Here is a 23,997-nt window from a genome sequence, read left to right as displayed (position 1 = left end):
CGCCTTGCCGAGCCTTTGCGCCGGTTTCCACCCGTTCGGCCGATATGCCGGGGCGGTGATTCACCTGGGCGGGTAATGGACGCGGTGACACCCGCCGGAACGGTTCGTCCACGGGGTCGTTTGTCCGGGGGGAGCCGACCAGCAGGGAGCCCGATCGATGAGCGTCACACAGCCGTTGTCCCGCCTCCTCCCCAGCCGCCGCGCCGTCTCGCGGGCGCTGTTCACCCTGGCCGTCACCGCGTTCACCGGCGGGGCGCTGGCCCATGTCGCCACCACGCGCGCCGACGGCACCCGGGCCGCCGGCGCGGGCGGTGACGGCGCCGGGGGCGGTCCCGCGGACGGCGGGCGGCGGTTCGGCGCGGGCGTGGCGGACGTGTTCGACGAGATGTACCGGGGCCGCCACATCCGGTCGGACGCGCGGTACGGCGCCCGGATCGACGGCCGGCCGCTGCACCTGATGCGGTGCGCCGGGGGCGGCTACCTGACCCCCGTCGACCACTACCAGGCGTACGACACGCCCCTCGCGGCCGCCCGCGCCGCCGTGGACGAGCTGGGTCCGGCCCGACTGGCCCTCGGAGGAGGACACCATGGCGTACGTCCGTAAGAACCAGCGCGACCTGACCGCCGCCGAGCGGAGGAAGTTCGTCCACGCGGTGCTGGAGCTCAAGCGGAGCGGCCGGTACGACGACTTCGTCCGTACGCATGTGAAGTACTACACCGCGGACGGCGAGGACGGCCTGCGGGTCGCCCACATGGCGCCGTCCTTCCTGCCCTGGCACCGGCAGTACCTGCTGGAGTTCGAGCGGGCGCTCAGGGCCGTCGACCCCACGGTGACCGTCCCCTACTGGGACTGGACCCGCGACAACACCCCCGCCGCCTCGCTGTGGGGCGACGACTTCCTGGGCGGCAACGGGCGCAAGGGCGACCACCAGGTGATGACCGGGCCGTTCGCGTACGCCAGGGGCGACTGGCCCATCACCGTGGGCGTCACCGAGAACCGCTTCCTCACCAGGAACTTCGGCAATCCGGCCAACCCCGTCGGCCTGCCGACCCGCCAGGAGCTGGCCGCCGCCGAGAAGGAGACCGTCTACGACTCCGCCCCCTACGACTCGACCAGCCGCACCGGCTTCCGCAACGCCCTGGAGGGCTGGGGCCGGGCGAGCGGCACCGGCCGCTGGCGCACGCACAACCGCGTCCACCGGTGGGTCGGCGGCCTGATGCTGGGCGGCGCCTCGGTCAACGACCCGGTCTTCTGGCTGCACCACTCGTTCATCGACCTGGTCTGGTCGCGCTGGCAGCGGAAGAACCCCCGGGCCGGTTACCTGCCCGCGACCCACCCCCCGCTGGGGTCGTCCCAGCGCGGGCGCGTCGTCGCCCGCGACGAGCCGATGCCGCCGTTCCGGGCCACCCCCGCGTCCGTCGCCGACCACCACCGCCTCTACCGCTACGAGTGACCCGGCCCGGGCGCGGCTTCAGGACACCGGAACGGCCCCGGACGCGGAGCATCCCCCGACGGCCTCCCGGACACTGGAACGGCCCCCGGACGCGGAACGGCCCCCCGGCCGGTGAGCCGGGGGGCCGTACGCGGCGCGACGACGCGCCGTGGCTCAGCCGCCGTAGCCGTTGTCCTTCTTGTCGTCGACGTTCGCGCACTGGTTGCCGAACGCCGGATTCAGCAGGCCGATGACGTCGATGGTGTTGCCGCACAGGTTGATCGGAATGTGGACCGGGACCTGGACCGCGTTGCCGGAGATGACACCGGGGGAACCGACGGCAGCGCCCTCGGCCTCGGCGTCGGCGACGGCCATGCCGGTACCGCTCAGAACGACAGCGCCCGTGCCGACCAGGACGGCGGCAGCCTTCGCGATGCGAGACATCGAAATCTCCTTGTACGGGGAAAACCGACCGCGGACCTGCGGTCGTCACTCCCCTACAACGGCGTTCCCGGGGCCCGGTAACGGCCACGCCACTCCAACGGCCGCCCGTGGCACCGGGTTCGCCCGTTCGGCCCTGCCGGCAGAAGTGCCGCGGGGAGCGGGCCGGTTTCAGTTCTCCGGCTGCGCCAGGCCGAGCGTCGAGTCCAGCGCGCCCGTCACGGTCGGCGTCAGGAAGCCGGCCTGCGGCAGTTCGGCGCCGGGCAGGCCGAGCGACTCGGCCCGGGGCAGGGTGAGCGGCGAGCCCAGGATCGCGCCCGGCGTGGTCGCCTGTACGGCGGAGGCGGGCGAGGCGACCTCCGCGCGGCCGGTCTCGCCCTCGACGACGCTCGGCAGCGGGGCGCTGACCAGCGTCTCCGGGACGCCCGTGGTGAGGGGCAGCTGCGGCAGGACCACCGGCTGCATCCGGCCCTCGCCGTGCTCGGTGAAGCCCATGGGCCCGCCGGGGAGCGGCACGGGCACGCCGGTACGCAGCGTCGGCGTCTCCATGGGGAGTACGGTGCCGAGGCCGTGCAGCGGGACGTCCACGGGGGCGACCGGTACGGACGGGGCGGCCGCCGCGGCGGGCGAGGCCATCGCCGCCGACGCGAGGCACGTGACGAAAATCCCCATACCGGCCTGAGATTTCAGGTTCATTCCTGCGTACGCCTTCCGGCTTGTGAGTACGGTGCTGCCCCGGAGAACGAGCACGCGCCGGGAAAAGCGTCAGGATTTCGCCTGATTGCAGTAATGCCCGCCGGCGAGGGCCGGGGAATGCGGGCGGGGCCCGGCATTGCGGACGGGGCCCTGGCAATCCGGACGGGTCCGGACGCGCCGAAAGGCCGACGGAAACGTCCACGTTTCCCGTCGGCCCCGGCGGCGTCGCGCGCACGGTGGCGCTTTCCGGCGCCGGCGCGCCGGGCGCGCCCCTACTTGCCCAGCGGCAGGCCACCGAGGAGCGGCGTGGCGGCGTCCTTGGCGGGCGCCAGGCCACCGGCGGTGTCCTGCACCTTGCCCACGGCCTTGCCGTCCGTCACCTTGCCGACCGCGTCGGTCGGGACGGCCTCGGTCAGACCGCGCTTGCCCAGTGCTTCGACTCCTCCGTTGAGGCTGGACGGGGTGAGGCTGTCGACGGCGAAGGCGGGCGCGGCGGCACCCAGGGCCATCACGGAACCGGCGACGACAGCAGCAACCTTGGTGGGCTTCATGGGAGTGAGTCCTTCCTGGAACGGCGTCTGTTCGCTGCAACTGACGTATCGCACACGGCATTTGATCGAGACCGGTGCGGTGCGTCGTCTTCTGTAACGAGCCCTCCGCGCGGGGGAAACTCCGCGAGCCGGGAATTCTCGGCACTGCACCCGAACGATACGAGCGGGTCGGACAGGTCGGATTCTCCGATCAGTATGAGAAGGCGATGGGCACAAGAAAGCCGGCGGCCGTGTCGGCTCAGCGGGAACTGAGCCGGCACGGCCGCCGGACGGACTGCCCGGGGCGGCCTACAGACCGGTGGTGGGCGACTGCGGGACCGTCGTGGCCGGGAGGGTGGTGGCGGGCAGCGTGTTCATGCCCGTCGCCGGGGTGCCGGTCATCTGGGCGACGTCACGCATGATGCTGTCCATCAGCGTCTGGGTGGCCGCCTGGACCTCGGCCGCCGAGGCGGTTCCCTGGCCCTTCACCGCCGCCGCGACCAGGTTGTCGATCGCCTTGTCCATCGCCGCGAGGGCCTTGTCCATGTCGGCGGTGCCGGCGGCCGGGTCCGCCGTGTCCGGCACGTCCATCTCGTCCGCGGCGGCGGCGCCGGCGTTCGGGGCGTCCGCGGCCTCACCGGGCGCCGGCGAGACGGGCGCCGGCGAGACGGGTGCCGGGGCGACGGGCGCCGGGGCGACCGGAGCCGGGGCGACCGGGGCCGGGGCGGTGGTGCCGGCCGCCGTACCGGTGCCCGTCGCGGCGCCGGACTCGGCCATCGCCTTGCGCAGCTCCTCGATGGCCGCGGCGAGGTCCTTCATCTGCTGGTCGGTCGCGGCGGCGGGGAGCGTCTGCGTCTGGGTGCCGCCGGCGCCCGAGACGGTGCCGAGTACGGCGTCGATGACGCTGCCGACCGAGCCGAGGATGTCGCCGATGTCCTGCGGCGCCTTCGACTGCTGTGCGGCGGTTGTGGGGGCGGAGGACAGGGAGTGGGCGAACGCGGGTCCCGCCGTACCGAGCGTGAGCGCGGCACAGAGTGCGGTGACCGCCACGCGGCGGGGAGTCAGGAGACGCATGCCTTTTCCTTCCAGTGATGCGTCGAGAACGTGACATCACCGTGGGACGGCCTTTTATGGCGCGCAAACGCACGAGGGCGGTACGTGTGACAAGCGCGAAGGGGCCCGGCGGGTGAATCGGGCCCCCTGACCTGCCCGGAAATCACCACCGCCGGCGACGGCCGCGACAAGGGCCCCGCGCCGCCGATGGAGTGGCCGGTTGCGCCGTACACGCGACAGTGCGCCACCCCGCGGGGATGGCGCACTGTCGTCGTTTCCGGCTTTCGCCCGGAGCGTCGCGTCAGTCGTTGACGCAGACGTTGCCGAAAGTCGGGTTCAGCAGACCGATGACGTCGATCGTGTTGCCGCACAGGTTGACCGGGAGGTGGATCGGCACCTGGACCGCGTTGCCGGAGATGACGCCGGGGGAGTGCGCGGCCACGGCCTCGGCCTCGGAGTCGGCGTGCGCGACACCGGTGGCACCGGCGACGGACGCGGCGACGGCGGAGGTCAGGAGGGCTGCCTTCGCGATACGGGACATGGTGAGGAACTCCTAGGTTGGTGATGCTCGGCGGCCGACGTGGCCGGCTACACCAACAACGCCCCAGCATTTGGCCGGTTGCGGGACCGAATGGGTGACGCGCCCGCCGGGCCCCCGCGCGACACGCCGACACGTCAACGCCACGCGAAATCAGGCGCGTTGCTCCGGCGGTGTTTCACATGCTTCTGATCGTGTTTGGTGAGTTATAACGTACGTCTCGCTCGACGTGGCCTCACTCGTCAAAGCGGAGAACCACCATGGGGAATTCAGAGGTTCTTGCAGTGCCGGCGTTCCCGCATCCCGCGCGCCGCTGACAATTTCGCCCGAGCGCCCGCAGCGCCGCCCGCCGCCGAATACCGCCGAAAGCAGACCGGCTTCGCGGCGGAGCTTCCCGGAAAAGCTTCGTAGAAAGGGTCACGCGTGCGTCCCCCCTTCACCGCACTGCACGTTGTCCAGCCGGGTGACGGCGGGGTGGCCCGTGTGGTCACCGACGTGGTCGCCGCGCAGCTCGACCTGGGAATGCGGGTCGCCGTCGCCTGCCCGCCCGGGACCCCCCTCGCCGCAGCCGTCACCGCGCGCGGCGCCGACGTCCACCCCTGGCGGGCCGGCCGGGAGCCCGGCCCCCGGCTGGTGGCCGAGAGCCGCCGGATCACCGCACTCGTCGGCCTCGTACGCCCCGACCTGGTGCACGCCCACAGCGCCAAGGCCGGGCTGGCCGCCCGGATCGCGGTACGCGGCCGGATCCCCACCGTCTACCAGCCGCACGCCTGGTCCTTCGAGGCCGTCGACGGGGTGACCGGCGCCCTCGCCACGCGCTGGGAGCGCTGGGCCGCCCGCTGGACCGACCGGGTCATCTGCGTCAGCGAGGCCGAGCGGCGGCGCGGCGAGCACGCCGGGGTGCGGGCGCCCTGCTCCGTCGTCCACAACGGTGTGGACGCCCGCCGCTTCACCGCGGGCCCCGGCCGGGCCGCCGCCCGCGCCGCGCTGGGCCTCCCGCCCACCGCGCCCCTCGTGGTGTGCGTGGGCCGGCTGTGCCGCCAGAAGGGGCAGGACCTGCTGCTGCAGGCATGGCCGGCCGTCCTCGACGAGGTCCCGGACGCCCGGCTCGTCCTCGTCGGCGACGGCCCCGCCGCAGACGAGCTGCGCGCCACCGCCAACGAATTGCACGCCGCCCGGCGGGCCGGCGCCCGCCGCCCGGTGACCTTCGCGGGCGCGGTGACCGACTCGGCGCCCTGGTACCGGGCCGCCGACCTGGCCGTCCAGCCGTCCCGCTGGGAGGGGATGGCCCTCGCGCCCCTGGAGGCCATGGCGGCCGGGCGGCCCGCCGTCCTCACCGACGTGGACGGCGCCCGCGAGAGCCTGCCCCCCGGCGCCGAGACGTACTGCCTGGTCCGCCCCGGCGACCCGGCCGCCCTGTCCGGGGCCCTCGCCGCCCTGCTGCGCCGCCCGGTCCTGCGCGAGGCCCTGGGCCGCCGGGCCCAGCGGCACGTCCTGCACCGCTTCGACGTGCGCCGCGCCGGCGCGGCCATCGCGGACGTGTACCACCAGGTGGCCGCCGCGCCGCGGCCCGAACTCAGGGAGCCGATCTCCCAGTGACCACGGACAGCACCAGCCCGGCCACCGCCACCGTCGTCCCGCCCCGCGGCAGGGCGGACCGGGTGGCCCTGCCGCCGAGCCGCCCGGTCCCCGCGCCGCCCTTCGTCTCCTCCCTGGTCGCCGCCGACTGCGCCGCCGTCCTGCTGGCCGCGCTGGTGCTCGGCCCCGAACAGCGCGGCGCCGGGCTGCTGATGCAGCTCACCGCGGGCGTGGCCGCGCTCAACGCCCACGCCGGGCTCTACCGGCCCGGTGCCCTCGCCTCCGTACTGGACGAGCTGCCCGCCCTCGCCGGGCGCGCGGCCGTCGCCTGGTGCGCGGCGGCGGCGCTGCTCGGCACCCAGGGCCCCGGGCGGGCCCTCGGCCCGGCGGCGCTGGCCGCCGCGTACGCCGTCCATCTCGCCGCCGTGTGCGCCTGCCGCGCCGTGCTGCACCACCGCCGCCGTGCCGCCGCCCGCGCCCGTCCGCGCTCGGCGCTCGTCGTCGGGCCCGCGCCCGCCGCGCGGCGGCTGGCCGGCACGCTCGCCCAGCACCCCGAGTACGGCATGCGGCCGGTCGGTGTCGTCGCGGCCCACCGGCCGCCGTCCGCCGACGAATCGTCACTTCCCGCGCCCTCGGCCCCCGCGGCCCCCGCGCCGCCGTCGTCGTACGCCGCGTCCGCCCCGCCCGCCCTTCCGGTCCTGACGACCCCCGAGGAGATCCACCGGGCCGTCATCCAGAACAGCGTCCGCGACGCGGTGTTCCTCGGCCCCGGACAGCCCGACCTGGTCGCGCTGCTGCACCACTACGGCTGCACCGGCTGGCAGGTCGGGGACGGCGACGGCGGTACGGGCCCCGGGGGCGCCCCCATGAGCGGGCACCTGTGGGGCCACCCGTGCCGCCGGCTGGCCGCCCCGCCCGGCCGGCGCGGCCGGCCCGCCAAACGGCTCCTCGACATCGCGGTCGCCGGGCCGATGCTCGCCGCGCTCGCCCCGGTCCTGCTGCTGTGCGCCGCCGCCGTACGGCTGTCCGACGGGCCCGGCGTGATCTTCCGTCAGGAGCGGGTCGGGCAGGACGGCCGGCTGTTCACGCTGCTGAAGTTCCGCACCCTGCGCCCCGCCGACGCCCAGGAGGCCGCGACCCGCTGGAGCGTCGCGCACGACGAGCGGATGAGCGCCGTGGGCGCCCTGCTGCGGCGGACGTCGCTCGACGAGCTGCCCCAGCTGTGGAACGTGCTCCGCGGCGACATGAGCCTGGTCGGGCCGCGCCCCGAACGCCCCTACTTCGTCGACCGGTTCAGCCGCCTCCACCCCGGCTACGCGGCCCGCCACCGGATGCCCGTCGGGCTGACCGGCCTCGCGCAGGTGCACGGCCTGCGCGGGGACACCTCCATCGAGGACCGGTGCCGCTTCGACAACCACTACATCGACCACTGGTCGCTCTGGCAGGACGTCTGCATCCTGCTGCGCACCGCGGCCTCCCTGATCCGCCCGGCGGGCAGCTGATGCCGCTGCTCACCCGGTGGGCGCCGCTCCTCCCGCTGCTCGCCGTCGTCGCGCTGCTCGCCGTCCCGCCGCCGCACGGCGCCTCCGGCACGGGCACCGCCGCCGACGCGGCCTCCGCCCTGCTGGTCGCCGTCTGCGCCGTACGGGTGGCGCGGCACCGGGCACGGCCGCTGTCCCGGACGGGGGCCGCCGTCCTCGGGCTGCCCGTACTGGGCGTGTGCGCCGCCGCCGTCACCTCGTACGACCCCTCGGTGAGCCTCCCGGGCGTCGCCCGCTACCTCCAGGTCTTCGTGCTCGTCCCGCTGGCCGTGGTGCTCACGGTCCGCGACCGGCGCGACTTCACCGTGGTCGCCTGGGCGGTGATCGCCCTCGCGCTGGCCCAGGGGGCGCTCGGCGTCGTCCAGTACGCCACCGGCACCGGCGCGTCCTACATGGGGGAGGACGTCCGGGCGGTCGGCACCTTCGGGGCCGGCGACGTGATGGGCATGGCGACGGTCGTCGCGTACGGGATCGTCGCGGCCACCGGGATCGCGCTGGGCGGCCCGGACCGCGCCCGGTCGCGCGCCGGGACCTGGGCCCTGGTGTGCGGCGGGCTGCTGCTCGTCCCGCTGGTGGTGTCGTTCAGCAGGGGCGCCTGGATCGCCACCGTGGCCGCCTGCGCGCTGCTGCTGGCCCTGACCGGGCTGCGCCGGGCGGTACGGGTGGGGCTGGTGGCGGCCGCGCTCGGCGTGGTGCTGGTGGGCGGGCTGGGCGTCGGCTCGCAGATGGTCCAGGAGCGGGTGGCGAGCATCTCCCAGGTTACGGACGCCCCGGACCGCTCGGTCACCGACCGGTACACCATGTGGGCCGCCGCCGCCGGGATGTGGCGCTCCGAGCCGCTGACCGGCGTCGGGCTCAAGGGCTTCCCCCAGTACCGCGACACCAACGCCTCGCTGGGCCTCTCCTCGGGCAGCGACACCGCCGGCGCCGGCCAGGGCTACCAGCGCCAGCCGCTGCTGTCGCCGCACAACATGTACCTGCTGGTGCTGGGCGAGCAGGGGCTGATCGGGCTGCTGACGGTCGCGGGCGGCTGGCTCGCGCTGCTGGTGTGCGCCGTGCGCCGCCTGATGGACGCCCGCCCCGCCGGCGCGCTCCGGCCGGGGCTCCCCGCCGGGCCGCCGCCCGCCTGCGGGCTGGTCGCCGTGGGCCTGCTGGTGTGGCAGCTCGTGGACTTCGCGTACGCGGACATCGGCGGCCCCGCGACGGTGCTCACCGCCCTGGTCCTCGGCCTCGCGGCCTGGTGGGCCTTCGCCCCGGGGGCGGTCGGGGGCAGCGGTGTGCTTGGGGGCAGCGGTGCGGTCGCGGGCAGTGGCACTGGGGCGCTCGGGGGCACCGACGCGTTCGCGGGCAGTGGCACTGGTGCGGTCGGGGGCACCGGCGTGGCGACCCGTGGGGCCACCACCGGCGGCGTACCGCCCGCCACGCGCGCGTGCCCGCCCGCCGGAGCGCCCGCCCCGCCGCGCGGCCGGGGCGCCACCACGGGAGCCGCGCATGGCTGACGCCCCGCCCGCCACGACGACGGCCACCCGCCCGGACGCCGGGGCCCCCGCGCCGGCCTGGGCGCCGTCCGGCCGGGTGCTCGCCCGGGCCGCCGCGCTGACGGCCGCCCTCACGGCGCTGGGCGCCCTGCTCGGGCTGGTCCGGGACCAGTTGCTGGCGCGCACCTTCGGCGCGGGCACCGGGACCGACGCCTTCCTCGTGGCGTGGACCGTCCCGGAGTTCGCGGCCACCCTCCTCATCGAGGACGGCATGGCCCTGGTCCTCGTCCCCGCGTTCGCCGCCGCACTCGCGCGCCGGGCGGACCGGGTGCCCGGCACCGCCCCGGGCCCCGGCGCCGGCCCCGCCCCCGATCCCGTACGCGCCCTTGTCCGGGCCACCCTGCCCGGCACCCTCCTCGGCACGGGCGCCGCCGCGGGGCTGCTCGTCCTCGCCGCGCCCCAGGTGGTCCCGCTGCTCGCCCCGGGCCTGCCCGACCGGCAGCTCGCCGTCGACTGCACCCGGCTGACGGCCACCTGCCTGCTGTCCTTCGCCCTCGCGGGTTACGCCAGCGCGGTGCTCCGCGCGCACGGCCGGTTCCTCGCGCCCGCCGCGATCTACGCCGCGTACAACACGGGCATCATCGCCGCGGTCGTCCTCCTCGGCCCCGGGACCTGGGGCGTGCGCGCGGCGGCGGCCGGGGTCGCGGCGGGCGGCGCGCTGATGGTGCTGATCCAGGCGCCGTCGCTGTGGCGCCATGTACGCCCGGGCCGGCCCGCCGGAGACCCCGCCGCCCCGAGCCAAACCCACGCAGAACCCGCCGACCCCGGCCGCCGACCCGCCGGAGAACCCACCTCGTCAGCCCCGAAGCCCTCACCCAAAGACCACCACGCGCCCCGGCTCGCCCTGGCCGCGCTCGCTCCGGTGATCGTCTTCGCCGTGAGCCGCCAGTCGCAGGTGCTGGTCGAGCGGTTCCTCGCCGCGCCGCTGCCCGCCGGGGCGATCTCGCACCTCAACTACGCCCAGAAGGTCGCCCAGCTGCCGATGGTGCTGTCCCTGATGATCTGCACCGTCAGCTTTCCGGTCGTCGCCCGCGCCCTCGCGGCCGGCGACACCGCGACCGCCCGGCGGCGGGCCGAACGCGACCTGCTGCTCGCCGCGGTGATCGTCCTCGTCGGCGCCGCGACCGTGGTCGCCGCCGCCCCGCAGATCGTCCAGGCGCTCTTCCAGCGCGGCGCGTTCGACGGCGCGGACACCGCCGCCACGGCGTCCGTCATGCGCGTGTACGCCCTCGGGCTGCTGGGCCAGACGCTGGTCGGCGCCCTGGTCCGCTGCTACTTCTCGGCGTCCCGCCCCCTGTGGTACCCGGCCGCCGTCATGCTCGGCGGGATCGCCGTCACCGCGGCGGCCGGGAGCGCGTGGGCCGGGACCTGGGGCGCCCCGGGCATCGCCGCCGCCAACGCGCTCGGCATCTCGCTGACCGCCGCCCTGCTCCTGCTCGGCGCCCACCGGCAGAGCGTGCCGCTCGACGTGCGCCGCCTGGCCGCCGGGCTCGCCCGCCTCACCGCGGCGGCGGCCACCGCCACCGCCGCCGGGTGGTGGTGCGCGGCCGGACCGCCCCTGGTGGCCGTCGCGCTCGCGTGCCTGACCGTCCCGGCCGCCTTCACCGCCACCGCCTGCGCGCTGAGGGCCCCGGTGGTCCCCGCCCTCGTCCGCTCCGCCGTCCGTACCGTCCACCGCCCCGCCGGCTCCCGGGGGCCGGCCGGGCCCCGCCCGTAACCCCGCCCAGGAAAAGGCCCGTTCATGACACAGCCGCGCATCCCCCTGTGGGTCGCGATGTACCACTCCGTCGACGACACCACCGACGACGACCCCTACCGAGTGACCGTCTCGCCGGACCGCCTCGACCGGCAGCTGCGCTGGCTGCGCGACCACGGCCTGCGCGGCGTCGGGCTGCGGCAGCTCCTGCTGTACGCGGAGCGCCACGGCGACACGCGCGGCCTGGTCGGGCTCACCTTCGACGACGGGTACGCCGACTTCCTGCACCACGCCGTGCCCCTGCTGCGCCGCCACGACTGCACGGCCACCGTCTTCGTCCTCCCCGGCCGGCTCGGCGGCACCAACGAGTGGGACGCGCTCGGCCCCCGCAAACCGCTGCTCACCGAGGACGGCGTACGCCGCTGCGCCGCCGCCGGGATGGAGGTCGCCGCCCACGGCATGCGGCACGTCTCCCTGACCGGCGCGCCCGAGGACGTCCTGCGCGAGGAGACCGCCGGCGCCCGCGAGGCGCTCCGCGCGCTCACCGGCACCGCGCCGGACGGCTTCTGCTACCCGTACGGGCACGTCGACGAGCGGGCGGTGGCCGCCGTGCGCGCGGCCGGGTACGGCTACGCCGCCGCCATCGACCCCGGCCGCCTCGGCGGCGTCCTCGCCCTGCCCCGCGTCCACATCGGGCAGGGCGACACCGGCTGGCGCCTGCACGCCAAACGCCGGCTGCACGGGCTGCGGCGCGCCCCGGTGTCCGTCCCGCGCGGCCCGGTGCCGGTCTCATGAGCGCCCCGGAGCCCGGCCGGGCGCTGCGCGTCCTGCATGTCATCACCGGCCTCGGCATCGGCGGCGCCGAGCAGCAACTGCGCCTGCTGCTCCCGCACATGGACCGGGTCCGCAGCAGCGTCGTCACGCTCACCAACCCCGGTCCGGTCGCCGCCGCCCTGCGGGCCGACGGGGTGCCGGTCACCCACCTCGGGATGCGCGGCAACCGCGACCTGTCCGCCCTGCCGCGCCTGACCCGGCTCATCCGGAACGGCTCCTTCGACGTCGTCCACACCCATCTGTACCGGGCGTGCCTGTACGGCCGGATCGCCGCCCGGCTCGCGGGCGTACGGACGGTCGTCGCCACCGAGCACTCCCTGGGCGCCGCCCGGATCGAGGGCCGCCCCCTGACCGCGGGCGCCCGCGCCCTGTACCTGGCCGGGGAACGGCTCGGTACGACGACGGTCGCCGTCTCCGCGACGGTGGCCCGGCGGCTGGCCGACTGGGGGGTGGACCCCGGCCGCGTCCGGACCGTGCCCAACGGCGTCGACGCCCGGCGCTTCGCCTTCGACCCGGAGGCGCGGCGGGAGGCCCGGCGGCGGCTGGGGCTGGCGCCGGACGCGTACGTCGTCGGCGGGGTCGGGCGGCTGGTGCCGGGCAAGCGCTTCGACACGGTGATCCGGGCGGTGGCCGCGCTGCCCGGGGACGCCCGGCTGCTGCTGGTGGGCGAGGGCGACGAGCGGGAGGCCCTGGAGCGGGTCGCGGGGGAGTGCGGGGCGGCGGACCGGGTGGTGTGGGCGGGCGCGGCCGACGGCGATCTGCCGGGCCTGCTGTCGGCGATGGACGTGTTCGTGTCCGCGTCCGACGAGGAGGCGTTCGGCCTCGCGATCGTCGAGGCGCTCGCCGCCGGCCTCCCGGTGCGGTACGTCGTGTGCCCGGCGCTCGACGACCTGCCGCCCGGCCTCGCCCCCGGAGCGCTGCGGATCGGCGGGACGGTCGCCGAGGTGGCCGCCGCGCTGGCGGAGGCCGGCCGGGAGCGGCTCCCGGTTCCCGCCGCCGTACACCACTACGACATCGCGCGGAGCGCGCGCCGGTTGCAGCACCTGTACGAGACGCTCCACGCCCCCCGCGCCCGGACACACCCCCACCCCCACCCCCATCCCCACGACCGCCCCCACGACGGCCCTCACGACCGCCTCCACGACCGCCTTCACGACGGAGCGAACCGACGATGACCACGACCCAGTCCCTCGCCGTACGCCGCGCCATCGGCTGGCTGACCCGGCTCAAGCGCACCCGCCGCCGCTGGCTCGTCCCGGCCGCCGTCCTGCTGGGCGTGCTCGCGGGCGGCGGGTACGGACTGCTCAAGAGCCCCGAGTACGCGGCGACGAGTTACGTCGTCGTCGTCCCGACCGCCAAGTCCGACCCGGCCGGCGCCATGGGCCTGGCACAGGCGTACGGGCGGGTCGCCACCGACATCGCGGTCGTCGGCGACGCCCAGGTCGCCGCCGGGGTGCCGGCCGCCACCCTGCGCGCGAACGTGCAGGCCGTCACCTCGCCGGACGCCCCGATGATCGCCGTCACCGCGCGGGCGCCCGAGGCCGCGACGGCGGCCGGGATGGCGGACAGCGTGGCGAGGGCGCTGGTGCAGAAGGGCACCCACACCGAGACCAGCACCGGGGTGAAGGTCCTCCAGTTCACCCGGGCCGCCCTGCCCACGAGCCCGGTGTCGCCGTCGGCGTCGCTGTCCGCGCTGGTCGGCGGCTGCGCGGGCGGTCTCCTCGGCGGGCTGGCGCTGCTGGTGCGGCCCCGGTACGCGCCGCGCGGCCGGCGCACCGGCTACGGCTCGGTGCCGGGCCCGGTGGCGCAGCAGGAGGCGCTGGTATGAGCACCGCGACGGCGGGCAACACGCGGACGGCGGGGGCGCCGGAGGGCTCGGCCCCGGTGTGGGAGGTCGCCGTCTGCCGGGACGGCGAGGAGTTCGGCCGGCTGGGCCCCGACTGGACCGGCCTGTACCGGCGGTGCGCCACGGCCACCCCGTTCCAGGCGCACTCCTGGCTGCACTCCTGGTGGATCTCGTACGGCACACCCGGCCGGCTGCGCGTCGTCCTCGTACGCCGGGACGGGCTCCTGGTGGCCGCGGTGGCCCTGTGGCTGGTGCGCGGCCCGGTGCCGGTGCTGACCCATCTGGGCGGGCCGATCTCGGACTTCTCCGACGTGCTCGTGGACGACGCCCACGCGGCGGAGGCGGTGCCCGTCCTGACCGGCGCGCTCGGCCGGCTGGCCCGTACCGCCGTGATCGACCTGCGCGAGGTACGGGCGGAGGCCGCCGCCCAGCGGGTGTACGCCGCCTGGCGCGGGCCGCGCCGCCGGCTGGCCGACTCGGTCTGCATGGAGCTGCCCGCGGCGCCCATCGACGAGCTGGTGGGGCGGCTCCCTTCGTCCCGCGCCCAGCGGGCCCGCTCCAAGCTGCGCAAGCTCGACAAGCTGGGCATCGAGGAGTGCGCCGTCCCGCCGGACGGGGTCCCGGAGGCCCTGCGCCGGCTGCTGGACCTGCACCGGCGGCAGTGGGCGGAGCGCGGGGTGACGCCCGAGCACCTCAGGCCCCGGTTCGCCGAGCACCTGGAGCGGGCGGTGCGCTCGATGGTGGAGTCGGGGGACGCGATGGTGACGGAGTTCCGCATCGCGGGGGAGGTGGTCGCCGCCGACCTCTCCCTGATGTCCCCCCTGCTGTCCGGCGGTTACCTGTACGGGGCGGACCCCGTCCTGCGTACCAGCAAGGTCGACGTGGCGACCCTGCTGCTGCGCAACGGCGCCCGGGAGAGCAGCGCCAGCGGGCGCACCACGCTGAGCCTGCTGCGCGGCCGGGAGCCGTACAAGAGCCACTGGCGCCCCGAACCGGCCGTCAACCAGCGCCTGTTGCTGGCCCGCCCCGGTACGGCGGCGCCCCTGCTGCTGCTCGCCGGGTACGCGGCCGGCCGCCGCTGGGCGGCGGACCGGCTGCGTGACCGCGACTGGGTGCGGCGGTTCGTCAGGTGAGGTGACGGCGCCATTCGAACCGTACGCACAGCTTGCGTCCGAGCCACTTCTCCACCCACGCGCCGAGGTCCAACGGCACGCACCCGGGCTGCTCAGGCTGCTCGGGCTGCTGCGGCGTCTCCGGCTGCTCCGGCGTCTCCGGCTCCTCGGGCTGTCCGGGCTGCTCCGGCTCCTCGGGCTGTCCGGGCTGCTCCGGCTCCTCGGGCTGCGGCTCGGGCTCCGGCTCGGGGGCCGGTTCGACCGGGGCGCCCGTGCCGGACAGCCGGCTGCGGAAGACCTCCGCCGCCCGGGGGTTGGCCTCGCACTGCCACACTCCGTGCGGGCAGTAGTCGGTGATCGTGTGGTACAGCGGCTTGTGCTTCTCGATCCAGTCGAGCATGCCCCGCATGTACTGCGGGTTGTCGCCGTTGCGGAACAGCCCCCACTCCGGGTACGAGATCGGCTTGCCGTGCTCGGCGGCGAACTCCACGTGCGCGCGCAGCCCGTAGGGCTCGTTCACCTGCTGCTCGAACGTCAGGCCGGTGGGCTGGTCGTAGGAGTCCATCCCGATGATGTCCACGACGTCGTCACCCGGGTAGCACTCCGTCCACGGGATGGCGTCCCGCCCCCGGTTGGGCGCGAAGTCGAAGCGGAACTTCTGCCCCGGGACCGCGCGCATGGCGGTCACGATGCGCTTCCAGTACGCCTTCCACGCCTCCGGGTCGGGGCCGCAGCGGTGGGAGTACGTGATGCCGTTCATCTCCCAGCCGAGGACGACGACCGTGTCCGGCACCCCGACACTCACCAGCCGCTCGCCGAGGGCGCGGAAGTGCCGGTCGAACCGCCCGGCCGCGCCCAGCCGGAGCAGCTGGCGGACGACCTGGTCCGGCAGGTGGCTCTCATTGCGCTCCAGCATGGGGACGTTGAGGACGAACAGCCGGTCCTCGCGGGCCTTCCGCCACTGGGCCCAGTGCTCCAGGAAGCCGGGCCGCCCCTCGATGTTGGTCCACAGGTCGCCGGGCAGGTAGGTGTGCCCGACCCGCAGGTCGGTGCCCTTGAGCCACTTGGCGAGCCCGGCCATGCGGTGGATGCCGAGCGGCCCGTAGTGCAGGTAGGCGCCGTGCGCGGTCTCCGCCTCCGTACCCGCCTCCGCCTCCGTACCCGCCTCCCCTTCCGTACCGGCTTCCGTCCCCGTACCGGCGTCCCCGTCCCCGTCGGCGGGTGCGTGCCCGCGCTCCTGTCCGGCGCCGGACCCGGGGCCCGTCCCCGTGTCGGTCTCCGGCCGCAGGGCCCCCGGTTCCGGCACCGGCTCCGGGGCCGTGTCTGCTTCCGTCCCGGTGTCCGTACCGACACCCGCACGCGTGTCCGTACGGGGGTCCGTGCCCGCGGCGTGGCCGGGGAGGGCCGACACGACGGAGCCGGTCATCAGCAGGCCCAGACCGGCCGCGATCACCCCCAGCCGTGCGCCTCTCGTCTTCGCTCTCCGGTGGCCCATGTCCGCTCCTTCGCCGAGGCGTCGGGAATTGCGCCCGTCACTCAGTCACTCGGAGCAAAAGTATTCTTAATGGGCCGACCGGGATCGCGGTCCCGTCCCGCACTAGGCCGTCGGTGGATTTCATCGCCCGCTTGGGCCAGCGAAAAGCCGGTCCCGGAGCGCTCCGGGACCGGCTGTCACGACGCGGCCGAGGCCGGCTGTCGCATCACTTGTTGATGCAGACGTTCCCGAAAGCCGGGTTCAGCAGCGCGATGATGTTGATGGTGTTGCCGCAGACGTTGACCGGGACGTGCACCGGCACCTGGACGACGTTGCCGGACAGGACGCCCGGGGAGCCAATGGCGGCACCCTCGGCCTCGGCGTCGGCGACGGCGGGCGCGGCCGCACCCAGCGCCATGACGATGCCGGCGACGGCCACCGCAGCCTTCTTGCACTTCATAGTTCGGCTTCCTTTCCACAGGAGGAAGTCATGCCACGTATTTCGTGACGAACGGGTCTCGATGAGTCCCGGCTTCCACTGCGAAAATCACAACGAATGCGAAAGCGAAAAGACACCACTGCGGCTGCTTTCCGCACCGATTCACCCGAACCGCCGAGCGGCGGTGAGGGGCAGATGGCTCAATGGCTGGGCCACACGGGGCGGGTCGTCAGCACGTCCCATTCGTGGTCCGGGAGACCGGGGACGGCCCGGCCCAGCGCTTTCCATTCGCGCGTCAACGCCGAATAGACGGGGACCGTGTCGGCCTCCGTCGCTTGCCTGCTCTGTGGGATGAGGGGCACACGCTGCCATTTACCGGCGCGAGAGGCCATGCCGAACCTTTCCGTTCACAGCAGCCTTGGCGAGGCTCTCGCATCATGACACAGCCCCTGCCCGGATCCTGCGGGTTTCCCGTGGTTCCGGCGGGGGAGGTCGCGAGCGCCCCGCGGGGCTCCCGCGGCTACTGGGGAAGCGCCGCGAAGCGGAGGGTGAAGTGGTCGAGGGTGCGGGGCAGCGGCCGGTCGGGCCGCAGCCGGCCGGGGCGCTCGGGGAGGTAGGTGTGCCGTTCGAGCAGGGCGGCCAGCAGGGTGGAGGTGACCAGCAGCACCAGGTCCTCGCCGGGGCAGCCGGCCGGGCCCGCGCTGAACGGCATCAGCGCGGCGGTGTCCTCGGCCGTGCCGTCCAGCCATATCTCCGGGGTGAACCGGTCGGAGTACGGCAGCGTCTCGTCCCGGTGGAAGAGCGGGGTGTAGATCAGGAACCCGGTGCCGGCCGGCAGCACGTCGTTCCCCCAGGTGGTCTCGCGCACTGACTCGCGCAGCAGGAACGGGGTGGTCGGCCACAGCCGCAGGGACTCCAGGACGCACGCGCGCGTGTACGGCAGGAGGCGCGGCTCGGTGAGGTCGGTGACCGCCAGCTCGTTGCGCACCTGGGTCTCCTGCGCGGTGTGCGTGGACAGCAGGGCCAGGGTGCGGAAGGCGGCGATGCCCGCCGCGTCGAAGGCGAAGAGCCAGTGCGGGACCTGCCCGGCCGGGTCGGTGCCCGCTCCGGCGGGCGTTCCGGCGAGCGCGGCGGCCAGGCTGCCCGGCTCGGCGCGGTCCAGGTGGCCGCGGAGCCGGCGCTCGAACCGGCCGCGCAGGGCGGTGCGGCGGGGTGCGGCGCCGGCCAGGTTGGCGGAGGTGCGGAGCCTGCCGAGCATCGCGGTCAGGGCGGTGTCGTCGCGGGCGTGGTCGCCGAGGACCAGCCGCCGTACGGTGCGGTTCCAGGCGGTGCCGAACGCCTGCCAGCCGATCTCGCCGTCCCCGGCGGTGGTGGCGCCCAGGAGCTTGCCCGCCTCCTCGCGCACGGTGCGCACCATCCGCGGGGCCAGCCCGTGCATCCGGTGGCCGTACTCCAGCACGGCTTCGTTGAACGCCCGCCGGGGGTCGCGCTCGGAGCCTTGTGTCACCAGGACGCCGTGCGGCTGGAACTGCTCCAGCGCGGCGCGCTTGTCGCGGGTGGCGGGGGTGTACGGGTCGGGCGTGCCGCTCAGGACGCGGGCGGCGTCGGCGTCGTGGAGGAGGACGGCGAAGCGGCGCCCGGCCACGTCGACGCGGAGCGGGCCGGGGCCGTAGGTGCCGCGCAGTTCGGTGAGCAGTCCGGTGGCGCGGCGGTCGACGGCGCAGCGCTCGGCGAGGGCCATTCCGGTGCGGCTGCGGACGACGACCCCGGCCGCCAGGGTGGGCGCGACGACCTGGGCGGCCAGCCGGGCGGTGTCGCGGGCGGACGCCCGGGCGGGGGTGTGCGCGGCCGTGCCGGGGCCGGTGTCCGTACGGGTCATGGGCCCCGGGTGCCCAGCGGCTCCCGGCGCGAAACGGTACGGGCGGCGCGGTGGCGGGGGGCTGGGGCGAGGGCGTACCGAAGACCCGGCCGGGGGTGCGCCCGGCCGGGTCGGGGGGCGGGTCAGCTGCCGGTGGTCGGGCCCCCGCTGCCGAAGCCGCCGCTGGGGGCGCCGCCCCACTTGTGGTCCTTCTCGCTGCGCGGCGACGAGTCCGGGTCGGTGTTCTGGCGCCTCAGCTCGTACGGCATCACCCGGTCCTCGCGCTCCTCCAGCTCGGCCGGCCGGCGGTGGCCCTCCGCCTCGCCCGGGATACCGGCGTCGGCCGGGCGGTGCGGCTGCTCCTCGGGCTTCGGGGGCTCCGGCTCCCGGTTCCTGATACGGCGTCCCAGCAGGAACGCGCCGATGAGGAACCCGACGAGGAGGATGCCGGCCACCAGCGGACCAATGCCGACGAGATGGTCCCTAGCGGCGAATTCCATGGCGAACGTCGTGAGAGAGTCCATAAAGGGCGTGTACCCGGTCGGCGGCCGATCAGACCTCCCGGAGGCCCGTTCGAGCCCATCATCATCTCAGTCATTCATCCGTTTTTAGGTGATTGATCTCTTCGGGTGACCTGGCGCAACCTAAACGGTGGCCTGCGGTTGATCAGAGCGACCCCGAGCACCGGGTCTCTCGACGAGAAGGATGAACCATGATCAAGAAGGTTCTGGCCACCGCCGGCGTCGCCGCGGCCGTCCTTGGCGCCTCCGCGCCGATGGCCGCCGCCGTGGGCGACCGCGGTATCGACACGCAGAACGGCAACTTCGCCACCCAGTCGTACGGCAACACGACGACCGGTGGCTACATGAGCCCGCAGATCGGGCTGATCCAGGGCTCCCTCAACAAGCCCTGTGTCGGTCTGCCGGTCCAGGCCGACGTCCAGAACATCGTGGCCCTGGTCAACGTCGGTGTTCAGGACATCCTCAACGACACGCAGAACCAGCAGTGCGCCGAGAACTCCACGGCGGTCAAGGGTGACAGCGCGCTGTCGCACCTGCTGGAGGACGTCCTCTCCGAGAACGTCTCGGCCGCCGTCCAGGACTGACGCCGGACCACCGTCCCGCACGGCCGTGACCACGGCCGTGCGGGGCGCCCGCGTGGCGGCCCCCCGCCACGCACACCGGGCTGACGCCCACCCTCCCCCGCGCCCGACGCCGGGCGCTGGCACGACCCGAGCACCGGGTCTCTCGACGAATGGGACGAACCATGATCAAGAAGGTTCTGGCTACCGCCGGCGTCGCTGCGGCCGTGCTCGGCGCGTCCGCGCCGATGGCCTCGGCCGTGGGCGACCGCGGTATCGACACGCAGAACGGCAACTTCTCCCGCCAGATCTACGGCAACACCGTCACGGGCGGCCACCAGAGCCCCCAGGTGGGCCTGGTCCAGGGCACGCTCAACAAGCCCTGCCTCGGTGTGCCGGTCCAGGCCGATGTCCAGAACATCGTGGCCCTGGTCAACGTCGGTGTGCAGGACCTGGTCAACGACACCCAGAACCAGACCTGCACCGAGAACTCCACCGCGGTCAAGGGCGACAGCGCCCTGTCGCACATCCTGGAGGACGTCATCTCCGAGAACGCGGCCGTCGCGGTCCAGGACTGACGCACCCCGCGGCGCCCAGCGCCCGCGGCCCCAGCACGGGCGGGCCCCACATCCGGCACCACGGATGTGGGGCCCGCCCCGTTTTTCTCCCGTGTGAAACATCCGGCGGGGTCCATCGCGTCAAAGGGGTGGAGAACGGCGACGGCAGTGGGTGAAGGGGAGGGCATGAACAAGTCCCGAGCGGACGCATTCATGGAGTTCGCGGCGGTCCGCACCGGGCACCTCTTCCGCTCCGCCTGCCTGCTGACCGGCGGCGACACCCACGCCGCGGAGGATCTGGTGCAGGAGACGCTCGGCAGGATGTACGCGCGGTGGGGCCGGCTGGCGCGCGTCGACAGCCCCGCCGCGTACGCCCAGACCGTCCTCGTCCGCACCTACCTCGGCCAGCGGCGGCGGCGCTCCTTCGGCGAGCGGCCGCTGGCCGACCTGCCCGAGACCGCCTCGGGGCCGGGCGGCGACCCCGACCTGCGGGTGGCGCTGCTCGACGCGCTGGCGCGGCTCGCGCCGAAGGACCGGGCGGTGGTGGTGCTGCGGTACTGGGAGGACCGCAGCATCGAGGAGACCGCCGCCGCGATGAACGCCAGCCCCGCCGCCGTACGCACGCGCTGCACCAGGGCCCTGGCCCGGCTCCGCGAGCAGCTCGGCCCGCACCTCGCCGAACTCGCCGCCGCCCACTGAGCGGCCGCCCGGCCCGGCCCGGCCCCTTCGGCCACGAACGTACGACTTCGGCCACGAACGTCACACGACCCACGAACGGTGGTTTCCCATGCCCTTTGAGGACGAGGTCTCCGAGGCGATGCACCGGACCGGCGAGCCCTTCACCACGGACCATCGCGCCCTGCTGGCGGGCGGGCTGCGCCGCGGCCGGGCCCGGGTGCTGCGGCGCCGGGCGGGCACGGCCGCCCTCGCGGTGCTGGCACTGACCGGGTCCGCGCTGCTGGGCGCCGAGTACCTCGGCCCCCGGTCCGCGCAGGAAGTGGCCGACGACTCCGGCCGCCCGTCCCCGGGCGTCACGCGCTCCGGCGAGGGCGATCCGCGGCGCGTCGACCCCGACCGGAACATGGACGTGTCCGCCGACCAGATGGTCCGGATCCTGGAGGGGGCGCTGCCGAAGGGCAGAATGACCGGGCAGCGCGGGACCAGCAACCCGGGCGACCCGGACGGGGTGGCCGACGCGTCGCTCGTGTACGACGACGGTTTCGGCGAGGCGCTGGTCCGCGTCTCGTACCGGCGCGTCGACCCGGACGACCCGGCGGCCCGGAAGCAGGTCGTCTGCCCGGCGAAGCCCGCACCGCCGGTGACCTCCTGCGACGACGCCCCCTTCCCGTTCGGCGTCGCCACCTTCCGCAGCACCGAGGGCCGGGGGCTGACGCAGTCGCGGACGGTGGGTCTCACGCCGGAGGGCTACCTCGTCGAGCTGGTCACCTACAACGGCCTGCCCGAGAAGGGCCGTGTCACCCGCGCCCGGCCGCCGTTCACCGAGGGGCAGACGTCGAACCTGATGATCGTCCTCGGCATGTCGATGACGAAGTACGGCATCGCCAACCCGGACGCCTTCACCCGCGACCTGCACATCTCCGGCAGCCTGGCCGTTCACGACCGCATCCGGCGCCTGGCGCCCAAGGGGCTGTCCCCGCGGGGCGGCGGCGGCGAGGGGGCGACCGGCTACATGACCGCGTACGACGTCAAGAACAAGACCATGAGCTTCATGCGGGCCACCCTCACCCCCAAGGGCGCCACCGGTGACGGTGAGCCGCGCTGGACCGAGACCCTCCCGGACGGCACCCGGATTGCCACCTCCGAGCGGCCCGCCCAGGGCAAGGGCGTCACCGAGTGGCGGGTCGACGCCCTGCGGCCGAACGGGCTGAGGGTGACCATCACCTCGTACAACGCCGAGTACCCGCACAAGGACGCCAACCGGACGACGCCGCCCGCCACCCTGGAGCAGCTCAAGACGGTGGCGCTGGACCCCTCCTGGCCGTCCCTCATGTAGGCCGTCACTTCGCGTCGGAGTAGCGCTCCACCGTCGCCGTCGTGAACGGGAACCGCACCGGGGTGTCCCCGAAGGCGATCCGGCCGGCCGTGTCACCGGCCCGGCGGATCGCCTCGGCCACCTCGGGCGCCTCCTCGGCGGGGCAGTGCACGATCACCTCGTCGTGCTGGAAGAACACCAGCTCCGCCCGCATCCCCCACAGCGACCGGCGCAGGGCGGCCAGCATCAGCAGGGCCCAGTCGGCGGCGCTGCCCTGCACCACGAAGTTCCGGGTGAACCGGCCCCGGGCGCGGGCGTTCAGCGAGGCGTACCCGGGGGTGAACTCGCCGTCCGCCGCGGGCTCCTCGGTCGTGCCCTCCTGGGGGATGCCCGCCTCGTCGGCCTCTCCGGCGCCGGCCGCGCGGGGGCTGGTCCGGCCGAGCCAGGTGCGCACCAGGCGCCCCTCCTCACCGGCCCGGGCCGCGTCGTCCACATACGCCACCGCCCGGGGGAAGCGGCGGCGCAGCGCGGCCAGGTTCTTCAGGCCGTCGCCGCTGGTCTGCCCGTACACCGCGCCCAGCAGCGCGATCTTGGCGTGCTCCCGGTCGCCGGAGAACGCCCGGTCCGACAGGCGCGTGTAGAGGTCGCCGGGGTGGCCGGCCACCTCCATCAGGCCCGGGTCGCGCGAGACCGCCGCCAGCACCCGGGGCTCCATCTGGTCCGCGTCGGCGACGACGAGCCGCCAGCCGTCGTCGGCGACGACCGCCCGGCGGATGACCTTGGGGATCTGGAGCGCCCCGCCGCCGTTGGTGGTCCAGCGCCCGGTGACCGTGCCCCCCGGGAGGTACTCCGGCCGGAAGCGCCCGTCCCGCACCCAGTCCTGGAGCCAGCTCCAGCCGTGCGCCGTCCAGATCCGGTACAGCTTCTTGTACGCGATCAGCGGCTCCACCGCCGGGTGGTCGATCTCCTGCAGCTCCCAGCGGCGCGTGGAGCGCACACTGATCCCCGCCCCGGAGAACGCCTTGATCACGTCGGCGGGCAGGTCCGGGCGGACCCGGCGCCCGAAGGCCGCCGACACCTCGTCCGCCAGCTCCGCCAGCCGGCGCGGCTCGCCCCCGCCCGCGTACCGCTCGCCCAGCAGCTCGTGCAGGACCGCCCGGTGCACGTCCGCCCGCCACGGCAACCCGGCCCGGTGCATCTCGGCGGCCACCAGCATCCCGGCGGACTCGGCGGCGGTCAGCAGCCGCATCCGGCCCGGGTGCCCGGCGGCCCCGTGTCTTCGCTGCTGCTCCGCGTACACCTCCAGAAGGGCGTCGAACGGCACGTCCCGCGCGGGCTCCGGGTCGAACAGCGGCGACTGGGCGCCCGCCCCCGGCTCGGCGGCTCTCGGCGGCGGGTCGGCCGGCACCGGGCGGTCGTGCAGCCGGGCCCACGCGGCGGCCGCCGAGCGGGGCTCGCCCAGGCGCCCCTCGTGGCCGAGCAGCAGCTGCTCGGCGTCCTCCATGTCGTAGCACCGCTCCACCCGGACACCGGCCGCCAGCAGCCGCGGGTACAGTGCGCCGGTGGACCGCCACACCCAGCGGCCCACCTCCGGCCGGGAGCGCACCGCCGCCACCAGGTCGGGCTCGGTCAGCACCGGACCGGCGGGACGGCCGTCCCCGCCGAGGGGGACGAGCCGGGCCCCGCCGCCCTCGGTGCCGTCCACCAGCCAGCGCTCGTTCACGCATGCGAGTCTGGCACCCGGCACTGACAACGGGCC

24 protein-coding genes are annotated in these 23,997 nt (G+C 75.1%); 14 read left to right on the top strand and 10 right to left on the bottom strand.

Annotation, left to right across the window (positions count from 1 at the left end; all coding sequences use genetic code 11):
- Window positions 1–157: 157 nt before the first annotated feature.
- Both ACF08D_RS20680 and ACF08D_RS20675 read left to right on the top strand, forming a co-directional pair.
- Window positions 158–604, top strand: a complete 447-nt coding sequence (locus ACF08D_RS20680) for a tyrosinase family oxidase copper chaperone (protein ID WP_392224205.1) — start codon at window positions 158–160, stop codon at window positions 602–604.
- Window positions 588–1,454 carry a tyrosinase family protein gene (locus ACF08D_RS20675; protein ID WP_392224204.1) on the top strand — a complete coding sequence of 289 codons (867 nt, stop codon included), beginning with the start codon at window positions 588–590 and terminating at the stop codon, window positions 1,452–1,454. The genes ACF08D_RS20680 and ACF08D_RS20675 overlap by 17 nt, the downstream gene beginning before the upstream one ends.
- 153 nt (window positions 1,455–1,607) lie before the next feature.
- Here ACF08D_RS20675 and ACF08D_RS20670 read toward each other — a convergent pair whose 3' ends face one another.
- The 5 genes from ACF08D_RS20670 to ACF08D_RS20650 form a co-directional block, all read right to left on the bottom strand.
- Complete coding sequence (locus ACF08D_RS20670) at window positions 1,608–1,877, bottom strand: chaplin (RefSeq protein ID WP_392224203.1); 270 nt, start codon at window positions 1,875–1,877, stop codon at window positions 1,608–1,610.
- A gap of 168 nt (window positions 1,878–2,045) precedes the next feature.
- Entirely contained in the window at window positions 2,046–2,546 is a 501-nt protein-coding gene (locus tag ACF08D_RS20665) for a hypothetical protein (RefSeq protein ID WP_392224202.1), read from the bottom strand.
- Between the two features lie 296 nt (window positions 2,547–2,842).
- The gene (locus tag ACF08D_RS20660) at window positions 2,843–3,121 is read right to left on the bottom strand and encodes a hypothetical protein (RefSeq protein ID WP_392224201.1); all 279 of its coding nucleotides are present in this window, start codon (window positions 3,119–3,121) and stop codon (window positions 2,843–2,845) included.
- 288 nt (window positions 3,122–3,409) lie between these two features.
- The gene (locus tag ACF08D_RS20655) at window positions 3,410–4,174 is read right to left on the bottom strand and encodes a hypothetical protein (RefSeq protein ID WP_392224200.1); all 765 of its coding nucleotides are present in this window, start codon (window positions 4,172–4,174) and stop codon (window positions 3,410–3,412) included.
- A gap of 280 nt (window positions 4,175–4,454) precedes the next feature.
- Window positions 4,455–4,694 (bottom strand): chaplin, encoded by a 240-nt coding sequence (locus tag ACF08D_RS20650; protein ID WP_392224199.1) that lies wholly within the window; start codon window positions 4,692–4,694, stop codon window positions 4,455–4,457.
- A 420-nt stretch (window positions 4,695–5,114) separates the two neighbouring features.
- Between ACF08D_RS20650 and ACF08D_RS20645 the strand changes: the two genes are divergently transcribed.
- From ACF08D_RS20645 to ACF08D_RS20610, 8 genes are read left to right on the top strand one after another with little or no spacing between them, the layout of a single operon-like run.
- Window positions 5,115–6,290, top strand: a complete 1,176-nt coding sequence (locus tag ACF08D_RS20645; RefSeq protein ID WP_392224198.1) for a glycosyltransferase — start codon at window positions 5,115–5,117, stop codon at window positions 6,288–6,290.
- The gene (locus ACF08D_RS20640; protein ID WP_392224197.1) at window positions 6,287–7,771 is read left to right on the top strand and encodes a sugar transferase; all 1,485 of its coding nucleotides are present in this window, start codon (window positions 6,287–6,289) and stop codon (window positions 7,769–7,771) included. The genes ACF08D_RS20645 and ACF08D_RS20640 overlap by 4 nt, the downstream gene beginning before the upstream one ends.
- A complete protein-coding gene (locus tag ACF08D_RS20635; protein WP_392224196.1) occupies window positions 7,771–9,309 on the top strand; it encodes an O-antigen ligase family protein in 1,539 nt (512 codons plus the stop codon). The genes ACF08D_RS20640 and ACF08D_RS20635 overlap by 1 nt, the downstream gene beginning before the upstream one ends.
- Window positions 9,302–11,065: a lipid II flippase MurJ gene (locus tag ACF08D_RS20630; protein WP_392224195.1), complete on the top strand. Its 1,764-nt coding sequence runs from the start codon at window positions 9,302–9,304 to the stop codon at window positions 11,063–11,065. Before ACF08D_RS20635 ends, ACF08D_RS20630 begins: the two co-directional genes overlap by 8 nt.
- A gap of 24 nt (window positions 11,066–11,089) precedes the next feature.
- Window positions 11,090–11,839, top strand: a complete 750-nt coding sequence (locus tag ACF08D_RS20625; protein WP_392224194.1) for a polysaccharide deacetylase family protein — start codon at window positions 11,090–11,092, stop codon at window positions 11,837–11,839.
- Window positions 11,840–11,862: 23 nt separating this feature from the next.
- Window positions 11,863–13,053, top strand: a complete 1,191-nt coding sequence (locus ACF08D_RS20620; protein WP_392224700.1) for a glycosyltransferase — start codon at window positions 11,863–11,865, stop codon at window positions 13,051–13,053.
- A complete protein-coding gene (locus tag ACF08D_RS20615; protein WP_392224193.1) occupies window positions 13,050–13,706 on the top strand; it encodes a lipopolysaccharide biosynthesis protein in 657 nt (218 codons plus the stop codon). Before ACF08D_RS20620 ends, ACF08D_RS20615 begins: the two co-directional genes overlap by 4 nt.
- Window positions 13,703–14,857, top strand: coding sequence for a GNAT family N-acetyltransferase (locus tag ACF08D_RS20610; RefSeq protein ID WP_392224192.1), 1,155 nt, complete (start codon window positions 13,703–13,705; stop codon window positions 14,855–14,857). The genes ACF08D_RS20615 and ACF08D_RS20610 overlap by 4 nt, the downstream gene beginning before the upstream one ends.
- Here the strand turns inward: ACF08D_RS20610 and ACF08D_RS20605 are convergent.
- The 4 genes from ACF08D_RS20605 to ACF08D_RS20590 all read right to left on the bottom strand — a co-directional run bounded on the left by ACF08D_RS20605 (window position 14,850) and on the right by ACF08D_RS20590 (window position 19,131).
- Window positions 14,850–16,331 (bottom strand): glycosyl hydrolase, encoded by a 1,482-nt coding sequence (locus tag ACF08D_RS20605; RefSeq protein WP_392224191.1) that lies wholly within the window; start codon window positions 16,329–16,331, stop codon window positions 14,850–14,852. The two genes, ACF08D_RS20610 and ACF08D_RS20605, sit on opposite strands and share 8 nt — an antisense overlap.
- A gap of 205 nt (window positions 16,332–16,536) precedes the next feature.
- On the bottom strand, window positions 16,537–16,770 hold the full coding sequence (locus ACF08D_RS20600) for a chaplin (protein ID WP_392224190.1): 234 nt from the start codon (window positions 16,768–16,770) through the stop codon (window positions 16,537–16,539).
- 499 nt (window positions 16,771–17,269) lie between these two features.
- Window positions 17,270–18,628 (bottom strand): cytochrome P450, encoded by a 1,359-nt coding sequence (locus tag ACF08D_RS20595; RefSeq protein WP_392224189.1) that lies wholly within the window; start codon window positions 18,626–18,628, stop codon window positions 17,270–17,272.
- A 122-nt stretch (window positions 18,629–18,750) separates the two neighbouring features.
- A complete protein-coding gene (locus ACF08D_RS20590; protein ID WP_392224188.1) occupies window positions 18,751–19,131 on the bottom strand; it encodes a DUF6479 family protein in 381 nt (126 codons plus the stop codon).
- Window positions 19,132–19,319: 188 nt separating this feature from the next.
- Between ACF08D_RS20590 and ACF08D_RS20585 the strand changes: the two genes are divergently transcribed.
- The 4 genes from ACF08D_RS20585 to ACF08D_RS20570 all read left to right on the top strand — a co-directional run bounded on the left by ACF08D_RS20585 (window position 19,320) and on the right by ACF08D_RS20570 (window position 22,259).
- Window positions 19,320–19,712 (top strand): rodlin, encoded by a 393-nt coding sequence (locus ACF08D_RS20585; RefSeq protein ID WP_156693063.1) that lies wholly within the window; start codon window positions 19,320–19,322, stop codon window positions 19,710–19,712.
- Window positions 19,713–19,873: 161 nt separating this feature from the next.
- Window positions 19,874–20,266 carry a rodlin gene (locus ACF08D_RS20580; protein ID WP_392224187.1) on the top strand — a complete coding sequence of 131 codons (393 nt, stop codon included), beginning with the start codon at window positions 19,874–19,876 and terminating at the stop codon, window positions 20,264–20,266.
- A 165-nt stretch (window positions 20,267–20,431) separates the two neighbouring features.
- Window positions 20,432–20,944, top strand: coding sequence for a SigE family RNA polymerase sigma factor (locus ACF08D_RS20575; RefSeq protein ID WP_392224186.1), 513 nt, complete (start codon window positions 20,432–20,434; stop codon window positions 20,942–20,944).
- A gap of 88 nt (window positions 20,945–21,032) precedes the next feature.
- Window positions 21,033–22,259: a hypothetical protein gene (locus ACF08D_RS20570; RefSeq protein WP_392224185.1), complete on the top strand. Its 1,227-nt coding sequence runs from the start codon at window positions 21,033–21,035 to the stop codon at window positions 22,257–22,259.
- Window positions 22,260–22,263: 4 nt separating this feature from the next.
- Here the strand turns inward: ACF08D_RS20570 and ACF08D_RS20565 are convergent, their stop codons facing one another.
- Window positions 22,264–23,961, bottom strand: coding sequence for a bifunctional 3'-5' exonuclease/DNA polymerase (locus tag ACF08D_RS20565; protein ID WP_392224184.1), 1,698 nt, complete (start codon window positions 23,959–23,961; stop codon window positions 22,264–22,266).
- Window positions 23,962–23,997 lie beyond the last annotated feature (36 nt).

The sequence above is a fragment of the Streptomyces sp. NPDC015131 genome (assembly GCF_043079975.1).
Classification (GTDB): Bacteria; Actinomycetota; Actinomycetes; order Streptomycetales; family Streptomycetaceae; genus Streptomyces.
Note: the sequence above shows the minus strand (reverse complement) of the source record. Positions and strands in the feature narration are given on the sequence as shown.

What these genes read in the sequence shown, in the direction of transcription:
- ACF08D_RS20680 (WP_392224205.1), top strand. Translation starts at nt 158, where the DNA reads ATGAGCGTCACACAGCCGTTGTCCCGCCTCCTCCCCAGCCGCCGCGCC.
- ACF08D_RS20675 (WP_392224204.1), top strand. Translation starts at nt 588, where the DNA reads ATGGCGTACGTCCGTAAGAACCAGCGCGACCTGACCGCCGCCGAGCGG.
- ACF08D_RS20670 (WP_392224203.1), bottom strand. Translation starts at nt 1,877, where the DNA reads ATGTCTCGCATCGCGAAGGCTGCCGCCGTCCTGGTCGGCACGGGCGCT.
- ACF08D_RS20665 (WP_392224202.1), bottom strand. Translation starts at nt 2,546, where the DNA reads ATGGGGATTTTCGTCACGTGCCTCGCGTCGGCGGCGATGGCCTCGCCC.
- ACF08D_RS20660 (WP_392224201.1), bottom strand. Translation starts at nt 3,121, where the DNA reads ATGAAGCCCACCAAGGTTGCTGCTGTCGTCGCCGGTTCCGTGATGGCC.
- ACF08D_RS20655 (WP_392224200.1), bottom strand. Translation starts at nt 4,174, where the DNA reads ATGCGTCTCCTGACTCCCCGCCGCGTGGCGGTCACCGCACTCTGTGCC.
- ACF08D_RS20650 (WP_392224199.1), bottom strand. Translation starts at nt 4,694, where the DNA reads ATGTCCCGTATCGCGAAGGCAGCCCTCCTGACCTCCGCCGTCGCCGCG.
- ACF08D_RS20635 (WP_392224196.1), top strand. Translation starts at nt 7,771, where the DNA reads ATGCCGCTGCTCACCCGGTGGGCGCCGCTCCTCCCGCTGCTCGCCGTC.
- ACF08D_RS20630 (WP_392224195.1), top strand. Translation starts at nt 9,302, where the DNA reads ATGGCTGACGCCCCGCCCGCCACGACGACGGCCACCCGCCCGGACGCC.
- ACF08D_RS20625 (WP_392224194.1), top strand. Translation starts at nt 11,090, where the DNA reads ATGACACAGCCGCGCATCCCCCTGTGGGTCGCGATGTACCACTCCGTC.
- ACF08D_RS20615 (WP_392224193.1), top strand. Translation starts at nt 13,050, where the DNA reads ATGACCACGACCCAGTCCCTCGCCGTACGCCGCGCCATCGGCTGGCTG.
- ACF08D_RS20610 (WP_392224192.1), top strand. Translation starts at nt 13,703, where the DNA reads ATGAGCACCGCGACGGCGGGCAACACGCGGACGGCGGGGGCGCCGGAG.
- ACF08D_RS20605 (WP_392224191.1), bottom strand. Translation starts at nt 16,331, where the DNA reads ATGGGCCACCGGAGAGCGAAGACGAGAGGCGCACGGCTGGGGGTGATC.
- ACF08D_RS20600 (WP_392224190.1), bottom strand. Translation starts at nt 16,770, where the DNA reads ATGAAGTGCAAGAAGGCTGCGGTGGCCGTCGCCGGCATCGTCATGGCG.
- ACF08D_RS20595 (WP_392224189.1), bottom strand. Translation starts at nt 18,628, where the DNA reads ATGACCCGTACGGACACCGGCCCCGGCACGGCCGCGCACACCCCCGCC.
- ACF08D_RS20590 (WP_392224188.1), bottom strand. Translation starts at nt 19,131, where the DNA reads ATGGACTCTCTCACGACGTTCGCCATGGAATTCGCCGCTAGGGACCAT.
- ACF08D_RS20585 (WP_156693063.1), top strand. Translation starts at nt 19,320, where the DNA reads ATGATCAAGAAGGTTCTGGCCACCGCCGGCGTCGCCGCGGCCGTCCTT.
- ACF08D_RS20580 (WP_392224187.1), top strand. Translation starts at nt 19,874, where the DNA reads ATGATCAAGAAGGTTCTGGCTACCGCCGGCGTCGCTGCGGCCGTGCTC.
- ACF08D_RS20575 (WP_392224186.1), top strand. Translation starts at nt 20,432, where the DNA reads ATGAACAAGTCCCGAGCGGACGCATTCATGGAGTTCGCGGCGGTCCGC.
- ACF08D_RS20570 (WP_392224185.1), top strand. Translation starts at nt 21,033, where the DNA reads ATGCCCTTTGAGGACGAGGTCTCCGAGGCGATGCACCGGACCGGCGAG.